Source organism: Streptomyces sp. NPDC046925 (assembly GCF_040644915.1).
Lineage (GTDB): Bacteria > Actinomycetota > Actinomycetes > Streptomycetales > Streptomycetaceae > Streptomyces.
Genome location: NZ_JBEYWZ010000005.1, coordinates 333,363 through 349,033 on the forward strand (window position 1 = coordinate 333,363; position 15,671 = coordinate 349,033).

Sequence of the window (15,671 nt, forward strand, 5' to 3'; positions counted from 1 at the left end):
GGCCCGCCGCGTGATGCGGCGGGCCCCCTCGTCGTACTCCGTCCGTGCCGGCTACGCCCAGGTCATGAGTCGCTTGGGCTGCTCCAGGATCGCCGCCACGTCGGCGAGGACCTTGGAGCCGAGCTCGCCGTCGACCAGGCGGTGGTCGAAGGAGAGCGCCAGCGTCGTCACCTGACGCGGCTTGACCTTGCCCTTGTGGACCCAGGGCTGGAGCTTGATCGCGCCGACCGCGAGGATCGCGGATTCGCCCGGGTTCAGGATCGGCGTGCCGGTGTCGACGCCGAAGACGCCGACGTTCGTGATGGTGACCGTGCCGCCCTGCATCGCGGCCGGAGACGTCTTGCCGTCACGGGCCGTGGAGACCAACTCACCGAGGGACTCGGCCAGTTCGGGCAGCGTCTTGGCCTGGGCGTCCTTGATGTTCGGGACGATCAGACCGCGCGGGGTCGCAGCGGCGATGCCCAGGTTCACGTAGTGCTTCTGGACGATCTCCTGGTTCGCCTCGTCCCAGGCGGCGTTCACGTCCGGGTTGCGCCGGATCGCCACCAGCAGGGCCTTGGAGATGAGCAGGAGCGGATTGACCCGCAGGCCCGCGAAGGCCTTGTCCTGCTTCAGCTCCTCGACCAGCTTCATCGTCCGCGTCACGTCCACCGTCACGAACTCCGTGACGTGCGGCGCCGTGAAGGCCGAGCCGACCATCGCCTGCGCGATGGCCTTGCGGACGCCCTTGACGGGGACGCGGGTCTCGCGGGCGTCGCTGCCTGCCAAAGCGGGAGCTTCGGCTTGTGCGTCGGCTTCGGCTGCCGCCTGCCGGGGTGCGGGCGCGGGAGCCGGGGCGGGGGCGGCGGCCGGGGCCACTGCCGCGTGGACGTCCTCGCGCGTGATGATCCCGTCGGGACCGGACGGGATGATGACCGTGAGGTCGACTCCCAGGTCCTTGGCGAGCTTGCGCACCGGCGGCTTGGCCAGCGGGCGGCTGCCCGTGGGGGCCGGGACAGCGGGGGCGGCGGCAGGGGCGGCGGCTGCCGCGGCGGAGCCGTTCAGCTCGGCCTGGACCGCTGCCGCGTAGTACGTACCGGCGGCAGCGGCCTGGTCCTGCGCCGACTTGCGCGCGCGGCGCTTCGTCGAGGACTCGGCGACCCCATAGCCGACAAGCACCGGCTGGCGGCCCTCGGGAGCGGTCTCCTCCGCGGGGGCGGCCTCCTCCGCCGGGGCGGGGACGGCGTCCGACACGGGGGCGGCGTCCGTCTGGGCGGGCGCACCGCCGCCGGACACGTCCACCGTGATGATCACCTGGCCGACGTCGACCGTGGTGCCCTCGGGGAAGCGCAGTTCCCGTACGACTCCGTTGAAGGGGATGGGCAGCTCGACGGCGGCCTTGGCCGTCTCGACCTCGCACACCACCTGCCCGTCGGTGACCGTGTCGCCCGGCGCCACGAACCACTTGAGGATCTCCGCCTCGGTGAGCCCCTCGCCCACGTCGGGCATCTTGAACTCGGCCAGCGCAGCGTCTGTAGCCTCAGTCGCGTCTGTCATGGTCGTCATGACCCCTCTCCCTCAGTACGCCAGCGAGCGGTCGACAGTGTCGAGCACCCGGTCGAGGCCCGGCAGGTACTCCTCTTCCAACCGCGCCGGCGGATACGGCGCGTGGAAGCCGCCGACCCGCAGCACGGGAGCTTCGAGGTGGTAGAAGCAGCGCTCGGTGATACGGGCGGCGATCTCCGCGCCCGTGCCCAGGAAGACCGGAGCCTCGTGGACCACGACGAGCCGCCGCGTCTTCTCGACCGATGCCTGCACCGTGTCGAAGTCCATCGGCGACATGGAGCGCAGGTCCACGACCTCCAGGGACTTGCCCTCCTCGGCGGCGGCCGCTGCGGCCTCCAGGCAGACCTTCACCATCGGGCCGTACGCGGCGAGGGTGAGGTCCGTGCCCTCGCGGGCGACGCGGGCCTTGTGCAGGGGCGCCGGGATGGACTCGGTGTCGACCTCGCCCTTGTCCCAGTAACGCCGCTTCGGCTCGAAGAAGATCACCGGGTCGTCGCTCTGGATGGCCTGCTGCATCATCCAGTAGGCGTCCGACGAGTTCGACGGAGAGACGACCTTCAACCCCGCCACGTGCGCGAAAAGCGCCTCGGGCGACTCGCTGTGGTGCTCGACGGCGCCGATGCCGCCGCCGTACGGAATGCGGATGACGACCGGCATCTTGATCTTGCCGAGCGCGCGGGCGTGCATCTTCGCGAGCTGCGTGACGATCTGGTCGTACGCCGGGAAGACGAAGCCGTCGAACTGGATCTCCACCACCGGGCGGTAACCCCGCAGGGCAAGTCCGATGGCCGTGCCGACGATGCCGGACTCGGCGAGCGGGGTGTCGATGACACGGTCCTCGCCGAAGTCCTTCTGGAGCCCGTCCGTCACCCGGAAGACGCCGCCGAGCTTGCCGACGTCCTCGCCCATGATGAGGACCTTGGGGTCGGTGTCGAGGGCCGTGCGCAGCGATTCGTTGATCGCTTTGGCAAGGGGAAGCTTCTGAACGCCCATGGTCACTTACCGCCTTCGTCCGCGAACGACGCCTGGTACGCGGCGAACTGCGCGCGCTCCTCGTCGACGAGCGCATGCCCGTCCGCATACGCGTTCTCGAAGATCGCCATCAGATCCGGATCCGGCATCGCCCGCACCACCTCTCGCACTCGCTTGCCCAACGCTTCGCTCTCCGCTTCGAGTTCCGCGAAAAATCCCTCATCAGCGTGGTTCTCGGCCTCGAGATAGGTCCGCAGGCGCAGGATCGGGTCCTTGGCCTCCCAGGACTCCCGCTCGTCGTCGCTGCGGTACTTGGTCGGGTCGTCGGAGGTGGTGTGCGCGCCCATGCGGTAGGTGAACGCCTCGATGAGCGCCGGGCCCTCGCCCGAACGCGCCCGCTCCAGGGCCCACTTGGTGACGGCCAGGACGGCGAGCACGTCGTTGCCGTCGACCCGCACGCCCGGGAAGCCGAAGCCCTGCGCGCGCTGGTAGAGCGGCACGCGGGTCTGCTTCTCGGTGGGCTCGGAGATCGCCCACTGGTTGTTCTGGCAGAAGAACACGACGGGGGCGTTGTAGACCGCGGAGAAAGTGAAGGACTCGGCGACATCGCCCTGGCTGGACGCGCCGTCACCGAAGTACGCGATCACTGCCGAGTCCGCGCCGTCCTTGGCCACGCCCATGGCGTAGCCGGTGGCGTGCAGGGTCTGCGAGCCGATGACGATCGTGTACAGGTGGAAGTTGTTGCTGTTGGGGTCCCAGCCACCGTGGTTCACGCCGCGGAACATGCCGAGCAGATTGGTCGGGTCGACCCCGCGGCACCAGGCGACGCCGTGCTCGCGGTAGGTCGGGAAGACGTAGTCGTCCTCGCGGGTGGCGCGGCCCGAGCCGATCTGGGCGGCTTCCTGGCCGAGCAGCGACGCCCACAGGCCCAGCTCGCCCTGGCGCTGCAGGGAGGTGGCCTCGGCGTCGAAGCGGCGGGTGAGAACCATGTCGCGGTACAGGGCGCGCAGCTCGTCGGCGGTGATGTCCGCGACGTACGAGTCGTACTCGGCGTTCTTGACCCGCTTGCCCTCGGGGGTCAGCAGCTGGACAAGCTGGGGTTCCGTGCTCTTCTTGGGCGCGGCCTTCTTGGCGCTTGCGCGCTTCCCGCCGCTGGTCGTGCTGCGGCGCGGTGTGCGCGCGGCGGTGCTCTCCACGGTCACGTGTGCTCCTCCGTCGGTCCGGCCCCCGGGATTACCGGGTAAGCCAGTGCGGCTCGCCTGATCCGTGCCCGCGCACGGGGTGGGTGCGACTCGGCCGGGAACAGGCGTGACAGGTGCCCCGGCGAGCGCCCTGCACAATGCACGTTACCCAGTGCTTCCCAATTCTGTGAAACCCCATCTGACCTGCGAATTTGCTTGGATTTCCAAGTATCTGACTGCTTGGATTTCCGAGTAAATCGAGAAAGTCGGGAACACTTCCTGGTCACAGCACTGATCACAGCCTGGCAGGGGGCCGGAACACCGGCACGTTATCCCGGCCACCCCGTGGACGGGAAGGGTTCAGCCAGGGCACCGGTAGAGATCGTGTGTGAGACTGGCTGCGTGCGCGAAGACGGAAAAATTACGGTATTTCTCCTCGACGACCATGAAGTGGTCCGGCGTGGAGTCCATGAGCTGCTCTCCGTGGAGTCCGACATCGAGGTCGTCGGCGAGGCGGGAACAGCGGCGGACGCCCTGGTCAGGATCCCGGCGACCCGGCCGGACGTGGCCGTTTTGGACGTGCGCCTTCCGGATGGCAGCGGCGTCGAGGTCTGTCGCGAGATCCGTTCGCAGAACGAGGACATCAAATGCCTGATGCTCACTTCGTTCGCCGACGACGAGGCGCTCTTCGACGCCATCATGGCGGGCGCTTCCGGCTATGTCCTGAAGGCCATTCGCGGCAATGAACTCCTCTCGGCCGTACGTGACGTGGCAGCCGGAAAGTCCCTGCTCGACCCCGTCGCCACGGCCCGCGTCCTGGAGCGGTTGCGCGACGGCAACACCCCCAAGGGCGACGACCGCCTGGCGAACCTCACGGATCAGGAACGCAAGATCCTGGACCTGATCGGCGAGGGCCTGACCAATCGGGTGATCGGCGAACGGCTGCACCTCGCCGAAAAGACGATCAAGAATTACGTGTCCAGCCTGCTGTCGAAGCTCGGCATGGAGCGGCGCTCGCAGGCGGCGGCGTATGTGGCACGTATGCAGGCGGAGCAGAATCACTGACCGCGGGCCCTCATCGCTGACCGTGAGCACTCACCACCGTCCGTGAGTGCTTGAAACGGGACTTACGTCCCCGTCCGTAGGGGCGTGCTCCCCTTCCCCGGCCCCCCGCCGGTGCCGGAGGGTGGAACGCATGCCCACCGACGATCAACAGGACGAACGGCTCGCCTTCGAACTGCTCGGACGCACCGACTACGGCCGCGTCGCTACCAGCATGCGCGCGCTGCCCTTCCTCGCCGCGGCCCGGCACGTCGTCGTGGACGGCCGCATTCTGCTGCGGATGCACAAGGGGTACGGCTACCACGAGGCCTGCATCGGCAGCGTCATCGCCTACGGGGCGGACAATCTGAGCGCCGAGACCGCGCGCACGGGGCAGTGGACCGTGCAGTTCGTCGGCCTCTGCGAGGTCATCGAGCCGACCAACGACGAACTGGAACTCTTCGGCCCCGGCCCGCATTACGTGGACGGCGAGCTGTACGACCCGGTCTACATGCGCCTGGAGCCGCAGCTGGCCACGGTGCACACCTTGCAGCGCGGCCGGGAGCGGCAGTTCCAGGAGAGCGTGCGGTGAGCCGGTAGAGCCGCTGCCGCCCTGGAGCCTCAGGGGTACGCACTTGGAGCCTCCAGACATACGCACGCGCGCGTGGTGCCCTTCCGGGCTCCACGCGCGCGTGCGTCATGCGTAGGGCTGTCGGCGGCCGCTCAGCCGCCTTCCTGGCCCGCGACGACCCCGCCTTCGGTGCCGCCGTCCGTCGCCGGCGGGTCCTCGCTCTCCGGAGGGCTCTCTTCCCCGGTGGGCGTCGTCGGGTCGTCCGACGGCTCGGTGGGGTCGTCCGAGGGCTTCGTCGGGTCGTCCGACGGCTCGTCCTCGGTGGGCGACTCGGGAGCGGTCGGTCCCGTGGTGTTCGGCTGGGACGGCGTCCAGTCACCCTGGCCGCCGGTGCCGTCGCCGGGCTCGGCGGTGTCCTCGTCCGACGTCTCGTCGTCCGAGCTCTTGCTCGGCTTCTGCGTCTCCGACTGCTTCGTCGGCGACTTCGTCGGGGTGTCCTTGTCCTTCGTCTTGTTGTCGTTCGCCGACAGGGCGATCGCGACACCCACGGCGATCGCGATGACCGCGAGCACGGCGAAGATCCACATCTTGCCGCGGCCGCCCCGGCCGTTGCCGTCGCGGTGACCGCCCTCGAAGCCGCCGTCGTCGCCGCCCGGCGGACGCAGCATGGCACCGGGGATCTGCGCGGTGCCGGAGTCGCCCGGGTGCTGCATCGCGGTGGTGCCCGCGACGCCCATCGCCGGAGTGCTGCCGCCCTCGTGCATGCCCGCGACATCGACGGGCCCGGTGTTCCAGGTCCCGGTGTGGCTGCCCTGCTCGTGCAGCATTTGGAGCCCGTACTGGACCAGACCGCGCATCTCCTCGGCGGTCTGGAAACGGTCGTCCGGGTCCTTGGCGAGCGAACGCATCACCAGGCCGTCCAGCTCCGGCGGCGCCGCGTCCGAGGTCTCGGACGGCGGCACGGGGATGTCCTGGACGTGCTGGTAGACCACGGAGAGCGGCGTCTCGCCGGTGAACGGCGGACGCAGCGCGAGGAGCTCGTAGAGCAGACAGCCGGTGGCGTAGAGGTCGGAGCGGTGGTCGACGGCCTTGCCGAGCGCCTGCTCCGGGGAGAGGTACTGGGGCGTGCCCATGACCATGCCGGTCTGCGTCATCGTCGACTGCGCGCCGTGCAGCGCACGGGCGATGCCGAAGTCCATCACCTTCACCGCGCCGGTGTTGGTGATGATCACGTTCGCGGGCTTGATGTCGCGGTGCACGATGCCGTGCTGGTGCGAGTACGCGAGCGCCTCGAGCACCCCGGAGACGATGATCAGGGCCTGCTCGGGACCCGGCGCCTCGGCGTTGAGCAGCAGGTCACGGATCGTCCGGCCTTCGACGATCTCCATGACGATGTACGGGACGACGCTCGGCCCGACGACGTCCTCGCCGGAGTCGTAGACCGCCACCACCGCATGGTGGTTGAGTCCCGCGACCGACTGGGCCTCGCGCGTGAAGCGGGCCTTGGATACCGGGTCCTCCGCGAGGTCGGAGCGGAGCAGTTTCACGGCGACCGTACGACCGAGACGTACGTCCTCGGCCGCGAACACCTCTGCCATGCCGCCCCGGCCGAGTCTGTGGGTGAGCCGATATCGGCCATCCCCAACAAGCCCGTTGTTGCCCCACAACTCAGGCGCATCCGACATTCCGCCGCCAGTCGCCTCGGGGTCGGACGGGCCCTGAGCGCGCTGCGTCTGTGCCATCAGTCCTCGCCGTCGTTTCTGGTCGTGGTGCTTGGTGGTACTGGGGGATCCCCGCCGGGCCACGCTACAGCCTCCGCGTGCCGCGGCGGTTCGAGGTGGACCGGACATCAAACCCGCCGGGTGCCCTCGCGCGCAAACTTGTAACGCTTCCGAGACGCTTCTTGCGCGTACGGTCACGGAACGGGCATCGAGCTTGACGTGTCCGTGCCCTCGGGCAGACTTGGCCAGGAATAGCGGGAATCGATCACCGATCGCGGAGCCGTCCGGCACACCGCGCCGATGGGGGACGCACGACATGAGCAGCCAGGACGGCGCACAGGGACGGTATGCGGGGCGCTCGCTGGCCGGCGGCCGGTACCAGCTGCGCGATCTTCTCGGTGAAGGCGGCATGGCCTCCGTTCACCTGGCGTACGACTCCGTACTCGATCGTCAGGTCGCGATCAAGACGCTTCACACCGAACTCGGACGGGAGCAGTCGTTCCGCGAACGCTTCCGTCGCGAGGCCCAGTCGGTGGCCAAGCTCACTCACACGAACATCGTCTCGGTCTTCGACACCGGCGAGGACGAGCTCGACGGCGCGACGATGCCGTACATCGTCATGGAGTACGTGGAGGGCAAGCCGCTCGGCTCCGTGCTCGACGCCTCGGTCACCCAGTTCGGCGCGATGCCGACCGACCAGGCGCTGAAGATCACCGCCGATGTGCTCGCCGCGCTCGAGATCAGCCACGAGATGGGCCTGGTCCACCGCGACATCAAGCCCGGCAACGTGATGATGACGAAGCGCAACGTCGTCAAGGTCATGGACTTCGGCATCGCCCGCGCCATGCAGTCCGGCGTCACCTCCATGACGCAGACCGGCATGGTCGTCGGCACCCCCCAGTACCTCTCGCCGGAGCAGGCCCTCGGCCGCGGCGTGGACGCCAGGTCCGACCTCTACTCCGTCGGCATCATGCTGTTCCAGCTGACCACCGGGCGGCTGCCCTTCGAGGCGGACTCGCCGCTGGCCATAGCGTATGCGCACGTCCAGGAGGAGCCGGTCGCTCCGTCCTCGATCAACCGCTCGCTGCCGCCCGCCGTCGACGCGATCGTCGCCCGTGCGCTGAAGAAGAACCCGAACGAGCGCTTCCCGACCGCCGAGGCGATGCGCGACGAGTGCCTGCGCGTCGCCCAGTCCTTCCAGGCGGCCGCGCCGAGCATCGTGCCGGGCGCCCAGACCGCGAGCGGCGGGGGCGTCGGTGCGGCGGTCTTCCCGCCCGTCGACTCCTCGCTCCCGCAGCAGGGCGGCGTCCAGACGCCGTACCAGCCCAATTCCGGTTCCTATGGACCGCCCACGCCTGCCCCCGGTCCCGTGACCCCCGGTTACGGCTACCCGCAGCAGGGCGGCTACCAGACCCCGCCGCCCACGAACGCGTACGCCCCGCAGGGCGCGCAGACCCCGCCGCCGTACACGCTCTCGCCGCAGCAGGGGCAGACGTCCGTGCACGGGCAGGGCGGCGGCAGCGGTAGCGGTAGCGGTAACAGCGGCGGCGGCAAGCGGAACATGCCGGTGATCGTCGGCTCGATCGTCGTCGCGCTGCTTGCCATCGGCGGGCTGATCGCGGCCATGTCGATGAACGGTGACGACGAGGGCAAGGGCGGCAAGGAAGCGAAGGAGTCGAACGCGCCGGTCGCGGGATATCGGGGTCCGGACCGGACTCAGACGGTGGAGACCGAGGAGTGCACCGACCCTGACACGGCGTACAACGACGAGACCAAGATCAAGGTCCCGGACTTCACGTTCAAGGACTGGCGGTCCGTGCAGAAGTGCCTGCAGGCGGCCGGCTGGCAGTACGACAAGCGCACGATCGACGAGAACACCTACGGGAAGGACACTGTCATGCAGCAGTCGCCCAAGGAGGACTCGGACGTCGACCCGGACGACGTGGACATCGAGTTCACCGTTTCTACGGGTAATCCGGCTTGATGGGCTGACGACCTGATGGGCTGATGGGCTGATGGGCTGATGGGCTGAGCAGGAACGACGCGGAGGGCCCGGTCACCTTGTGACCGGGCCCTCCGCGTTGTTGCTTCGATGATCGGCTGTCGCCTATCGCCTGGCGCCTACAGGTACGGGCCTCCGGTCCGTCCCGCGATGCCGCCGTCCTCTTCCTCCTCGCCGCCGCCCGCACCGGGCGGCAACGCGCGCCGCATCGATTCGAGCTGCGCCCGCGCCGCCATCTGCTGCGCGAAGAGAGCCGTCTGGATCCCGTGGAAAAGGCCTTCGAGCCAGCCCACCAGCTGGGCCTGCGCGATGCGCAGCTCGGCGTCGCTGGGCACCCCTTCGTCGGTGAAGGGCAGGGAGAGACGTTCCAGTTCCTCGACGAGCTCGGGGGCGAGGCCGTCCTCGAGCTCCTTGACCGAACTGGCGTGGATCTCCTTGAGCCGCACTCGGCTCGCCTCGTCGAGAGGTGCCGCCCGCACCTCCTCGAGCAGCTGCTTGATCATGCTGCCGATGCGCATGACCTTCGCCGGCTGTTCGACCATGTCCGTCACCGGGACCTCGCGGGATTCGTCGTCTCCGCCTCCGCCGAGCGCCATTCCGTCCTGTCCGACAACCAGGACCTGGGGGCTCTCGGGCGACCGTTCGTTCCTCGGCATCTCCATGCCGCCATTCTCTCGCACGCGTACATCACACATCGGTGGTGCCCCCATTTGCCGCTGATCCACCGTGTACGGCGGGGCCGGTCGTGTCAGTGGACGTGTCAGGTGGCGTATCGGCCACGTTCAGCCGCGGCGCAGTCTCACGGCGAGAAATCCGAGGCCGAGACCGATCAGGACGAGTCCGCTGCCGAGCGGCAGGACGCGCAGACCGGGGAAGGCGGGTTCGGTGGCGGTCCGGCGGGTGGCGTCGGATGCGGTGGTGTCGGTGTCGGTGTCAGTGGTCTCGGTCTCGGTGGTCCTTTCGGCGGGGGGCTGCGGCTCGCGGGGCGGTACGGAGACCGACGGCGCCGGGGGTGGTGGCTCGGGATCCGCGCGCCCCGGCCGGGCCCGCCCCTCGCCGGGAACGCTTCCCGCGCGGGTCCCGCCGGGGGTGGGATCGGCGGCGTACGCCGGGGACACGAAAGATGCGAGGGATACAGGTGAGACGGGTGAGACAGGCGCGAGGGCCAGGAACACCGTCAGGATCAACAAGGGGCGAAGCCATGGAGTCATCGCACTGACCCCCTCCCGCTACCGGGTCGCCAAGATCAAGAAAGATCACTGGAGCTGCATCAAGCGTCACATAGCGATACAACTCCGGCATCTTGACCGTCTTGGTGACCCGGCGGCGGCAGGGCTTCCGGCCCCGAGCCCGGGGGCCGGGGCCGGAAGGCCTGGGCCGGGCTCCGTGTCAGCGGACGAGCAGCACCTTGCCGATGTGCGAGCTCTCCTCCAGTACGCGGTGGGCGGCTGCCGCGTCACTCATCGGCACCGTCCGGTCGACGATCGGGCGTACGTGGCCCGCGCCGAACAGCGGCCACACGTGCTCGCGCACCGCCGCGACGATCGTCGCCTTCTCCTCGGCGGGGCGTCCGCGCAGCGAGGTCGCGGTGACCGCGGCGCGCTTGGTCAGGAGCGTGGCGATGTTCAGTTCGCCCTTGACGCCGCCCTGCATGCCGATGATCGCGAGGCGGCCGCTGGTCGCGAGGGACTGCACGTTGCGGTCCAGGTACTTGGCGCCCATGTTGTCGAGGATGACGTCCGCGCCCGCCCCGTCCGTGGCGTTCTTGATCTCCTCGACGAAGTCCTGCTCGCGGTAGTTGATGAGGATGTCCGCGCCGAGCTCACGGCAGAAGTCGAGCTTCACCTTGGTGCCCGCGGTGACCGCCACCTTGGCGCCGACCGCCTTGGCCAGCTGGATCGCCATGGTGCCGATACCGCTGGAGCCGCCGTGCACGAGGAGCGTCTCGCCGGGGCGGAGGTGGGAGATCATGAAGACGTTGGACCAGACCGTCGACGTCACCTCGGGCAGCGCCGCCGCCGTGACGAGGTCGACGCCGTCGGGCACGGGCAGCAGCTGACCCGCGGGGACGACGACCTGTTCGGCATAGCCGCCGCCGGCGAGCAGTGCGCACACCTCGTCGCCGATCTGCCAGCCGGAGACGCCGGGGCCGATGTCGGTGACGCGGCCCGCGCACTCGAGCCCCGGATAGGGGGACGAGCCGGGCGGGGGGTTGTAGAAGCCCTGGCGCTGGAGCAGGTCGGCGCGGTTCACGGCGCTGGCCACGACGTCGACAAGCACCTCGCCCTCACCGGGCACGGGATCGGGGACCTCCGCCCATACGAGCGCTTCGGGTCCACCGGCTTCGGGGATCGTGATCGCATGCATGCGGGCGAGGCTACTCTCCGCAGTTTCCAGCCACCCAAAGCACACCCACAGACCCGCCACACGACACTCCCGCCCTACGCGGGCAGCCTCGCGGCGCGACGGATGCAACGTGCGTGCGCAGCCTCGTGCGGCGGGTTCGCCCTACGCGGGCAGCCTCACCGCGCGACGAATTCGACCTACGTGTGTGTCTTCTGTGTCTTCGCTGCGCGGCCGATGCAACGTGCGTGCGCGGCCCCGCCACACGGCGGATTCGACCTGCGATCGCAGCCCCCGCAGGACGGACACGGCTCTCGCTCCCGGCCCCGCCGCATGAGGGGCCGGCCCACGCTCTCAGCCCCGCCACGCGACGCACGCGGCCCCCGTTCCCGCCCCCGCCGCGCGACGCACGTCGCCTACGTGCCCTACGTGCGCAAACCGCCCCGTGGCGGGTTCGACTTGGTGTCAGGGGCCATCGGTGACGTCGGCGTCGCCCGCACGATGGTGATCAGACGGTCCATCAACTGCAGCTTCCCGACGGCGGGATCGTCGTACCCGAGCACCCGGTGCCCGCGTACGACACTCACGACGAGGTCGTCCGTCTCGCGGACCCCCATCCCCACCTCGGCCTTTATGACCGGCCGTTCCACGAGATCGAGCCCACTGCCCTGCTGGATCAGGTCCTCCATGACCATGCCCGCACTGGGACTGAGCACGGAGAGGCCGAGCAGCCGTCCCGCCGCACTGGCGCTGGTGATCACCGCGTCGGCACCGGACTGCCGGAGCAGCGGCGCGTTCTCCTCCTCGCGCACCGCGGCCACGATCTTCGCCCCGCGGTTCATCTGCCGGGCGGTCAGCGTGACCAGGACGGCGGTGTCATCACGCTGGGTCGCGATGATGATCTGCCGGGCACGCTGCACCTCCGCACGGAGCAGTACATCGCTGCGCGTCGCGTCGCCGATGACGCCCGCATAGCCCTCCGCGGTAGCCGCGTCGACGACCTTCGCGCTCGGGTCGACCACCACGATCTGCTCGGGCTTCAGACCGGTCGCACAGACGGTCTGGATCGCGGAGCGACCCTTGGTACCGAAGCCGACGACGACGGTGTGTTCACGCAAGTTGGACCTCCAGCGGTTCAGACGCCATTCCTCGCGCGTACGTTCCGTGAGTACTTCAAGTGTGGTGCCGACCAGGATGATCAGGAAGAGCACGCGCAGCGGCGTGATCAGGAGAATGTTGCAGAGCCGCGCGCTGTCGCTGTACGGGACGATGTCGCCGTAACCCGTGGTGGAGAGCGTGACGGTGGAGTAGTAGGCGGCATCGAGGAAGTCGAGCCGGTCGTCCGAGTTGTCGTGGTAGCCGCCGCGGTCGATGTAGACGATGAAGGTCGTCAGGGCGAGCACCGCGAGCGCCATGAGAAGACGCTTGCCGACCTGCAACAGGGGCCGCTCGACGACCCGACGGGGCAGCTTGATCCGGTGAGTCACCAGATGCTCGTCGGGATGTCGGGCGATGGCGTCGTGTCCGGGAAGTTTCACGTGAAACACTCCCCGGCCGCGTCCGTGCGGCCACCCGCTCCCGGCTTCACGCCCGTTCCGCTCACTGCTTCCGTTCCTGCTTCCGCTACTGCTTGTGTTCCTGCGTCCGTTCCTGCTTCCGTCCCTGCTTCCGTTCCTGCGTCCGGCAGGGTCCACGGGAGGTCGAGGACCTCCAGCTCCTGGCCCTGCCGCCCGCCGCCCGGCGGAACGACCGCGAGGCCGTCGGCCACCGCGATCCCGCGCAGCATGGCCGGGCCGTTGTAGTGCAGCGGCACGGCGTGCTCGGCTCGGAGGGTGACGGGGACGAGGCGGGTGTCGTGCGGATGCCCGTGCACGTCCTCGCGCAGAACAGCGGTGTACGGCGACGGGGCGAGACGCCCCGAAAGCGTACGCAGCAGGGGCTCGGCAAGGGTCAGCAGGCCGGACACCGCGGCGAGCGGATTGCCGGGCAGGCCGACGAGGTGCTGGTCGGGGCGGATGCGGGCGAGCAGCATGGGGTGCCCGGGGCGCACCGCGACGCCGTCCACGAGCAGTTCGGCACCGATGCGGCGCAGGATGGGATGGACGTGGTCGACCGGTCCCGCGGCGGTACCGCCGGTGGTGACGATGATGTCGGCGTCCGAGGTGGTGATCGCCTGATGGAGCGCCTCGGCGTCGTCACCGAGCCTGCGTACGGCGATGACATCGGCGCCCAGCGAGCGCAGCCAGGGCGGGAGCATCGGTCCGAGTGCGTCACGGATGAGGCCCTCGTGGGGGAGCCCCTCGGTCAGCAACTCGTCGCCCAGGATCAGCACTTCGGCCCGGGGCCGCGGAACGACGGACAGCTCGTCGTACCCGGCTGCCGCCGCGAGGCCGAGCACCGCCGGGGTCACCAGGGTGCCGGGGGGCAGAAGCTGATCGCCCGAGCGGCACTCCTGGCCGCGCGGCCGGATGTCCTGCCCCTGCGTGACGTCACGCCGGGGGTGCAGCCGTCCCTTGTCGTCGATGAGCCCGTGCTCGCTGCGGATGACGGCGGTGGCCTCCTGCGGAATCCGTGCCCCGGTCGCGATGCGCACGGCCTCGCCGTCGGAGAGCGGGCCCGGCTGCCCGTGCCCGGCGAGAATCCCGTCGGCCCGGACATCCCAGGGTCCCGGGCCGGCGACGACCCAGCCGTCCATCGCGGAGGTGTCGAAGGAGGGCAGATCGGTGAGGGCGGCGAGGGGCGCGGCAAGGACGAGGCCCAGCGCTTGCCCCGAGGGGACGGCGGTGCGCGCGGAGGGACCGTTCCCGACGGCACGTCCGGCGGTGGTGCGGGCGGCGGGCCAGGGGGTGATGTCGCGGTGCTCGACCGCCCGGGCCGCCTGGGCCATGGGGGCGGTGGGGCCGCTGGGGGCGTTGGGACCACTCACGGTGGGAGGCGCGGTGGGCATGGGCGGCGCGGCAGGCCCTGACGCAGGCCCTGACGGAGGCTGGGGCCGGGCTTCGTGCCCCGGCTCGCCCGCGGCGGCCGGGGCGCGCCGAAGATCACCGCCGCCGACGGGCGCACCGTCGCCGCGCCTGCCGGTCCTGCGGTCACGGTCGTCGTTCACCAGGGCGAGAGCCTCGTCGAGCTCGGCGTCCGGCGTGGGCCGCCCAGTCATCCGGCGTCCGGCCGCATGTCGGCCCGCGCGTCCTGCCCCGGGTCGGGGCGGGCAGCTTCCGGCGCCACGTCGGGCGCGGCACCGGGCGGCGTCGCGTCGGGAGCGGCATCCGGCTTCTCGCCGGGCCCCGCTTCGGAGTCGCCCTCCTGTGCCCACCGCGTGGCCAGCGCCGCCGCCTTGCGGGTGGCTTCGGCCACCGCCTCGGGTCCGCCGCCCTCCGCGGCCCGCGCCGCCGCGTACCCCACCAGGAAGGTGGTCAGCGGAGCCGCAGGCCTGGCCACGCCGTGTGCGGCGTCGCGGGCGAGGTCGAGCAGCAAGCCGGTGTCGACGTCGAGCTCGATGCCCAGTTCGTCCTTGACTGCGGAAATCCATTCATCCAACACGTGCCCATGCTCCCTGATCCGCGCCCGCGCGGCGGCGATGTCGTCCCAGGTGTCGCAGTCGAAGGACGCGAGGGGGTCGGCGACCCTGGTGAGTTCGAGCCGCGCGGTGAGCGCCCGCAGCGGAAGCCCCGTCAGACCGTCGTGCTCGTCGGCGAGCCGCGCCGTCTCACGCCGGAGCGAGGCGCTGCGGTAGGCCGCGACCAGGGGCTGGTCCCGGCCGTCGGGGTCCCTGAGCACCGCGCCGTCCGCGCCGCTCTCCCGCAGCGCGCCGAGCAGACTCCGGACCGTCCGCTCCTCCAGGAACGGCAGATCGGCGGAGAGCACCACCACCTGCTCAGCCCCCGTGCGCCGCAGCCCCGCGTCGAGCGCGGCGAGCGGGCCCGCCCCGGCGGGTTCCTCCCTCGCCCAGACCACGGGCCGCGCGGTCGGGCGCGGCCCGGCGACGACCACCGTGGTCCCCGCGGCGGCGCAGGCCCCGAGCACCCGGTCGAGCAGCGCCCGGCCGCCCACCCGTACGCCGGGCTTGTCCGCACCGCCCAGCCGTCGTGCGCCGCCTCCCGCGAGCACCACGGCGTCGTACGGATCGCCGTACCGGTCATCCGGAGCGCCGTGCCGATCGTCGGGATCGTCGGCGGGTGCATCGGTCGGGGCGGCGTTCGAGGCGGCGGATACGGAGCCACCCGGAGCCCTCTGCGCGGTCATCCCCCGAGTATGGGCGCACGAAGGATCAATGCCACCCCTCTGTACGGCGACTC

General features: G+C 70.3%; 13 protein-coding genes. 3 read left to right on the top strand and 10 right to left on the bottom strand.

Going from position 1 to position 15,671, the window contains the following annotated elements; genetic code table 11:
- Positions 1-51: 51 nt before the first annotated feature.
- The 3 genes from ABZ906_RS22990 to pdhA are packed head-to-tail and all read right to left on the bottom strand — an operon-like array spanning position 52 to position 3,719.
- A complete protein-coding gene (locus ABZ906_RS22990; RefSeq protein ID WP_361385403.1) occupies positions 52-1,545 on the bottom strand; it encodes a dihydrolipoamide acetyltransferase family protein in 1,494 nt (497 codons plus the stop codon).
- Between the two features lie 12 nt (positions 1,546-1,557).
- Entirely contained in the window at positions 1,558-2,538 is a 981-nt protein-coding gene (locus ABZ906_RS22995; RefSeq protein WP_361385406.1) for an alpha-ketoacid dehydrogenase subunit beta, read from the bottom strand.
- Between the two features lie 2 nt (positions 2,539-2,540).
- Complete coding sequence (pdhA, locus tag ABZ906_RS23000) at positions 2,541-3,719, bottom strand: pyruvate dehydrogenase (acetyl-transferring) E1 component subunit alpha (RefSeq protein ID WP_361385409.1); 1,179 nt, start codon at positions 3,717-3,719, stop codon at positions 2,541-2,543.
- A 381-nt stretch (positions 3,720-4,100) separates the two neighbouring features.
- Here pdhA and ABZ906_RS23005 point away from each other — a divergent pair, with 381 nt between their 5' ends.
- Both ABZ906_RS23005 and ABZ906_RS23010 read left to right on the top strand, forming a co-directional pair.
- Complete coding sequence (locus tag ABZ906_RS23005) at positions 4,101-4,763, top strand: response regulator transcription factor (protein WP_361200213.1); 663 nt, start codon at positions 4,101-4,103, stop codon at positions 4,761-4,763.
- A gap of 130 nt (positions 4,764-4,893) precedes the next feature.
- Complete coding sequence (locus ABZ906_RS23010; RefSeq protein ID WP_361200216.1) at positions 4,894-5,331, top strand: pyridoxamine 5'-phosphate oxidase family protein; 438 nt, start codon at positions 4,894-4,896, stop codon at positions 5,329-5,331.
- Positions 5,332-5,462: 131 nt separating this feature from the next.
- Here the strand turns inward: ABZ906_RS23010 and ABZ906_RS23015 are convergent, their stop codons facing one another.
- On the bottom strand, positions 5,463-7,052 hold the full coding sequence (locus ABZ906_RS23015; RefSeq protein WP_361200219.1) for a protein kinase: 1,590 nt from the start codon (positions 7,050-7,052) through the stop codon (positions 5,463-5,465).
- A 295-nt stretch (positions 7,053-7,347) separates the two neighbouring features.
- Between ABZ906_RS23015 and ABZ906_RS23020 the strand changes: the two genes are divergently transcribed.
- Entirely contained in the window at positions 7,348-9,015 is a 1,668-nt protein-coding gene (locus ABZ906_RS23020; protein WP_361385412.1) for a protein kinase, read from the top strand.
- A gap of 137 nt (positions 9,016-9,152) precedes the next feature.
- Here ABZ906_RS23020 and ABZ906_RS23025 read toward each other — a convergent pair whose 3' ends face one another.
- The 6 genes from ABZ906_RS23025 to ABZ906_RS23050 form a co-directional block, all read right to left on the bottom strand.
- A complete protein-coding gene (locus ABZ906_RS23025; protein WP_361200225.1) occupies positions 9,153-9,695 on the bottom strand; it encodes a bacterial proteasome activator family protein in 543 nt (180 codons plus the stop codon).
- Positions 9,696-9,815: 120 nt separating this feature from the next.
- Positions 9,816-10,151: a hypothetical protein gene (locus tag ABZ906_RS23030; protein WP_361385414.1), complete on the bottom strand. Its 336-nt coding sequence runs from the start codon at positions 10,149-10,151 to the stop codon at positions 9,816-9,818.
- Positions 10,152-10,422: 271 nt separating this feature from the next.
- Positions 10,423-11,400, bottom strand: a complete 978-nt coding sequence (locus ABZ906_RS23035) for an NAD(P)H-quinone oxidoreductase (RefSeq protein ID WP_361385417.1) — start codon at positions 11,398-11,400, stop codon at positions 10,423-10,425.
- A 401-nt stretch (positions 11,401-11,801) separates the two neighbouring features.
- Positions 11,802-12,923 (bottom strand): potassium channel family protein, encoded by a 1,122-nt coding sequence (locus ABZ906_RS23040; protein ID WP_361200234.1) that lies wholly within the window; start codon positions 12,921-12,923, stop codon positions 11,802-11,804.
- The gene (locus ABZ906_RS23045; protein ID WP_361385420.1) at positions 12,911-14,533 is read right to left on the bottom strand and encodes a molybdopterin molybdotransferase MoeA; all 1,623 of its coding nucleotides are present in this window, start codon (positions 14,531-14,533) and stop codon (positions 12,911-12,913) included. Before ABZ906_RS23045 ends, ABZ906_RS23040 begins: the two co-directional genes overlap by 13 nt.
- Complete coding sequence (locus ABZ906_RS23050) at positions 14,530-15,618, bottom strand: NTP transferase domain-containing protein (RefSeq protein WP_361385423.1); 1,089 nt, start codon at positions 15,616-15,618, stop codon at positions 14,530-14,532. The genes ABZ906_RS23045 and ABZ906_RS23050 overlap by 4 nt, the downstream gene beginning before the upstream one ends.
- Positions 15,619-15,671 lie beyond the last annotated feature (53 nt).